The organism is Photobacterium makurazakiensis, from assembly GCF_050336715.1.
GTDB classification, from domain to species: domain Bacteria; phylum Pseudomonadota; class Gammaproteobacteria; order Enterobacterales; family Vibrionaceae; genus Photobacterium; species Photobacterium makurazakiensis.
The window spans coordinates 1-4,151 of sequence record NZ_JAKJSJ010000007.1; the positions used below are offsets into that span (position 1 = coordinate 1).

At 49.6% G+C, this 4,151-nt stretch carries 2 tRNA genes and 3 rRNA genes; all 5 read right to left on the reverse strand.

Going from position 1 to position 4,151, the window contains the following annotated elements:
- Nucleotides 1-437 precede the first annotated feature (437 nt).
- A 5S ribosomal RNA gene (gene rrf / locus L4D09_RS00330) occupies nucleotides 438-553 on the reverse strand.
- A 117-nt stretch (nucleotides 554-670) separates the two neighbouring features.
- A 23S ribosomal RNA gene (locus L4D09_RS00335) occupies nucleotides 671-3,350 on the reverse strand.
- A 280-nt stretch (nucleotides 3,351-3,630) separates the two neighbouring features.
- Nucleotides 3,631-3,706, reverse strand: a tRNA-Ala gene (locus tag L4D09_RS00340).
- Nucleotides 3,707-3,748: 42 nt separating this feature from the next.
- Nucleotides 3,749-3,825 (reverse strand) — tRNA-Ile (locus L4D09_RS00345).
- Nucleotides 3,826-3,899: 74 nt separating this feature from the next.
- A 16S ribosomal RNA gene (locus tag L4D09_RS00350) occupies nucleotides 3,900-4,151 on the reverse strand; the annotation flags it as partial.

A 4,151-nucleotide genomic window follows, 5' to 3' on the forward strand; every position in this document is an offset into this window, starting at 1 on the left:
CCCAACAAATCATCCGAAGACTCAATGTTGTCGCTGCCGCTCGACTTGCATGTGTTAGGCCTGCCGCCAGCGTTCAATCTGAGCCATGATCAAACTCTTCAATTAGAATTTTTGTGGTCTCTCGACCGGCTCAACGAATACTGATTGAACATCAATAACTAGAAGCTAGTCATGACATTCGAATTGACTGTGCCAAAATAACTTACGTTACTTTGTATTGGTCACTCAGTTCATTGATAAATCTTTTGACTTAACTTTTTCACGAGTGCCCACACAGATTGCATGGTCAAATTGTTAAAGAACATTGCTTTCAAGCACTTAATGCTGAAGCAGGAGGCGTATAATACGCTTTCCACTTTGAAAGTCAACATAAAATTCCAAGTTTATACTTAAAACTTTATGGTGACTCATCTCTGACGAGATCAGTCGAAATTAAAGCCTGGCGATGTCCTACTCTCACATGGGGAAACCCCACACTACCATCGGCGCTATTACGTTTCACTACTGAGTTCGGCATGGGATCAGGTGGGTCCATAATGCTATGGTCGCCAAGCAAATTCTGTTTTATTCACTGCCTCAAGGCAGTAAATAGCAATCTGGGAAAATCTGACCAGTTCTCAAACACCATTCAAGTGTTTCGTGGAGTCCGTAAAAACCCCTTGGGTGTTGTATGGTTAAGCCTCACGGGCAATTAGTATCAGTTAGCTCAATGCCTCGCAGCACTTACACACCTGACCTATCTACGTCGTAGTCTCCAACAACCCTTTAGGATACTTAAAGTATCAGGGATGACTCATCTCAGGGCTCGCTTCGCGCTTAGATGCTTTCAGCGCTTATCGATTCCGAACTTAGCTACCGGGCAATGCCACTGGCGTGACAACCCGAACACCAGAGGTTCGTCCACTCCGGTCCTCTCGTACTAGGAGCAGCCCCCTTCAATCATCCAACGCCCACGGCAGATAGGGACCGAACTGTCTCACGACGTTCTAAACCCAGCTCGCGTACCACTTTAAATGGCGAACAGCCATACCCTTGGGACCGACTTCAGCCCCAGGATGTGATGAGCCGACATCGAGGTGCCAAACACCGCCGTCGATATGAACTCTTGGGCGGTATCAGCCTGTTATCCCCGGAGTACCTTTTATCCGTTGAGCGATGGCCCTTCCATTCAGAACCACCGGATCACTATGACCTGCTTTCGCACCTGCTCGAATTGTCATTCTCGCAGTCAAGCGGGCTTATGCCATTGCACTAACCTCACGATGTCCGACCGTGATTAGCCCACCTTCGTGCTCCTCCGTTACGCTTTGGGAGGAGACCGCCCCAGTCAAACTACCCACCAGGCACTGTCCGCACCCCCGATRAGGGGGCGACGTTAGAACATCAAGCATACAAGGGTGGTATTTCAAGGACGGCTCCACGCAATCTAGCGACTGCGCTTCGAAGCCTCCCACCTATCCTACACATGTAGGGTCAATGTTCAGTGCCAAGCTGTAGTAAAGGTTCACGGGGTCTTTCCGTCTAGCCGCGGGTACACAGCATCTTCACTGCGATTTCAATTTCACTGAGTCTCGGGTGGAGACAGCGTGGCCATCATTACGCCATTCGTGCAGGTCGGAACTTACCCGACAAGGAATTTCGCTACCTTAGGACCGTTATAGTTACGGCCGCCGTTTACCGGGGCTTCGATCAAGAGCTTCGNCYNANGACTAACCCCATCAATTAACCTTCCGGCACCGGGCAGGCGTCACACCGTATACGTCATCTTTCGATTTTGCACAGTGCTGTGTTTTTAATAAACAGTTGCAGCCACCTGGTATCTGCGACTNCCGACAGCTTAGAGAGCAAGTCTCATCACCGTCRGNAGCGTACCTTCTCCCGAAGTTACGGTACCATTTTGCCTAGTTCCTTCACCCGAGTTCTCTCAAGCGCCTTGGTATTCTCTACCTGATCACCTGTGTCGGTTTGGGGTACGATTGCTTACAACCTATCGCTTAGAGGCTTTTCCCGGAAGCATGGCATCAATGACTTCATCACCGTAGTGACTCGACATCGGGTCTCAGCCTAGTGTAATCCCGGATTTGCCTAAGATTACAGCCTACACCCTTGAACTTGGACAACCGTCGCCAAGCCCACCTAGCCTTCTCCGTCCCCCCATCGCAGTTGCAAGCAGTACGGGAATATTAACCCGTTTCCATTGCCGCAGCTTCGGTGTATAGCTTAGCCCCGTTAAATCTTCCGCGCAGGCCGACTCGACCAGTGAGCTATTACGCTTTCTTTAAATGATGGCTGCTTCTAAGCCAACATCCTGGCTGTCTGAGCCTTCCCACATCGTTTCCCACTTAGCTATAACTTTGGGACCTTAGCTGGCGGTCTGGGTTGTTTCCCTCTCCACGACGGACGTTAGCACCCGCCGTGTGTCTCCCGGATAGTACTTACTGGTATTCGGAGTTTGCAAAGGGTTGGTAAGTCGGGATGACCCCCTAGCCTTAACAGTGCTCTACCCCCAGTAGTATTCGTCCGAGGCGCTACCTAAATAGCTTTCGGGGAGAACCAGCTATCTCCAGGTTTGATTGGCCTTTCACCCCTAGCCACAAGTCATCCGCTAATTTTTCAACATTAGTCGGTTCGGTCCTCCAGTAAGTGTTACCTCACCTTCAACCTGCCCATGGCTAGATCACCTGGTTTCGGGTCTAATCCTAGCAACTGTACGCCCAGTTAAGACTCGGTTTCCCTACGGCTCCCCTAATCGGTTAACCTTGCTACTAAAATTAAGTCGCTGACCCATTATACAAAAGGTACGCAGTCACACCACGAAGGTGCTCCTACTGCTTGTACGTACACGGTTTCAGGTTCTATTTCACTCCCCTCACAGGGGTTCTTTTCGCCTTTCCCTCACGGTACTGGTTCACTATCGGTCAGTCAGGAGTATTTAGCCTTGGAGGATGGTCCCCCCATGTTCAAACAGGATATCACGTGTCCCGTCCTACTCGATTTCACGACTAAAGCGCTGTCGGTTACGGGGCTATCACCCTGTATCGCTGTGTTTTCCAACACCTTCACCTAACGCTAAAGCCGCTTAAGGGCTAATCCGGTTTCGCTCGCCGCTACTGCCGGAATCTCGGTTGATTTCTCTTCCTCGGGGTACTTAGATGTTTCAGTTCCCCCGGTTCGCCTCGTTACACTATGTATTCATGTAACGATAACTGCTTATGCAGCTGGGTTTCCCCATTCGGAAATCGTAGACTCAGGTGGCTTTTACTGCCTAATCTACGCTTATCGCAAGTTAATACGTCCTTCATCGCCTCTGACTGCCCAGGCATCCACCGTGTACGCTTAGTCACTTAACCATACAACCCCAAGAGGTTTCGTATGGCAACAACCAAGGTTCACTCTCTACTTAAAGAGAATTATTTGTTTTCGCCGGACTCTTACACAAGACACTTGAATGTGTTTGTTTTGAGAACTCGTATCTAGCTCTCAATAAAATAAGCAAGATACAATTGTAATCCAATCAAAAGATTCAATTTACTAGTCAGCTTTCCAGATTGTTAAAGAACATGTGTTGACCTTCGAAAAGGTTTCCACTTTTTAAGGACACTCATTTCATCAAGAAATGCGCTTAAAGAGTGGTGGAGCTATGCGGGATCGAACCGCAGACCTCCTGCGTGCAAGGCAGGCGCTCTCCCAGCTGAGCTATAACCCCAACGTTTGAAAAACTCTCACACACTTTCTCTGGGAGAGAAAGTGGTGGGTCTGAGTGGACTCGAACCACCGACCTCACCCTTATCAGGGGTGCGCTCTAACCACCTGAGCTACAGACCCAAGTCTTTCACGTTCTTTTACATTTTAACCAAGCAATCTGTGTGGACACTGCATAAAACAGCAGGTCATATCGTTAAGGAGGTGATCCAGCCCCAGGTTCCCCTAGGGCTACCTTGTTACGACTTCACCCCAGTCATGAACCACACCGTGGTAAACGCCCTCCCGAAGGTTAAGCTATCTACTTCTGGTGCAGCCCACTCCCATGGTGTGACGGGCGGTGTGTACAAGGCCCGGGAACGTATTCACCGTGGCATTCTGATCCACGATTACTAGCGATTCCGACTTCATGGAGTCGAGTTGCAGACTCCAATCCGGACTACGACGTA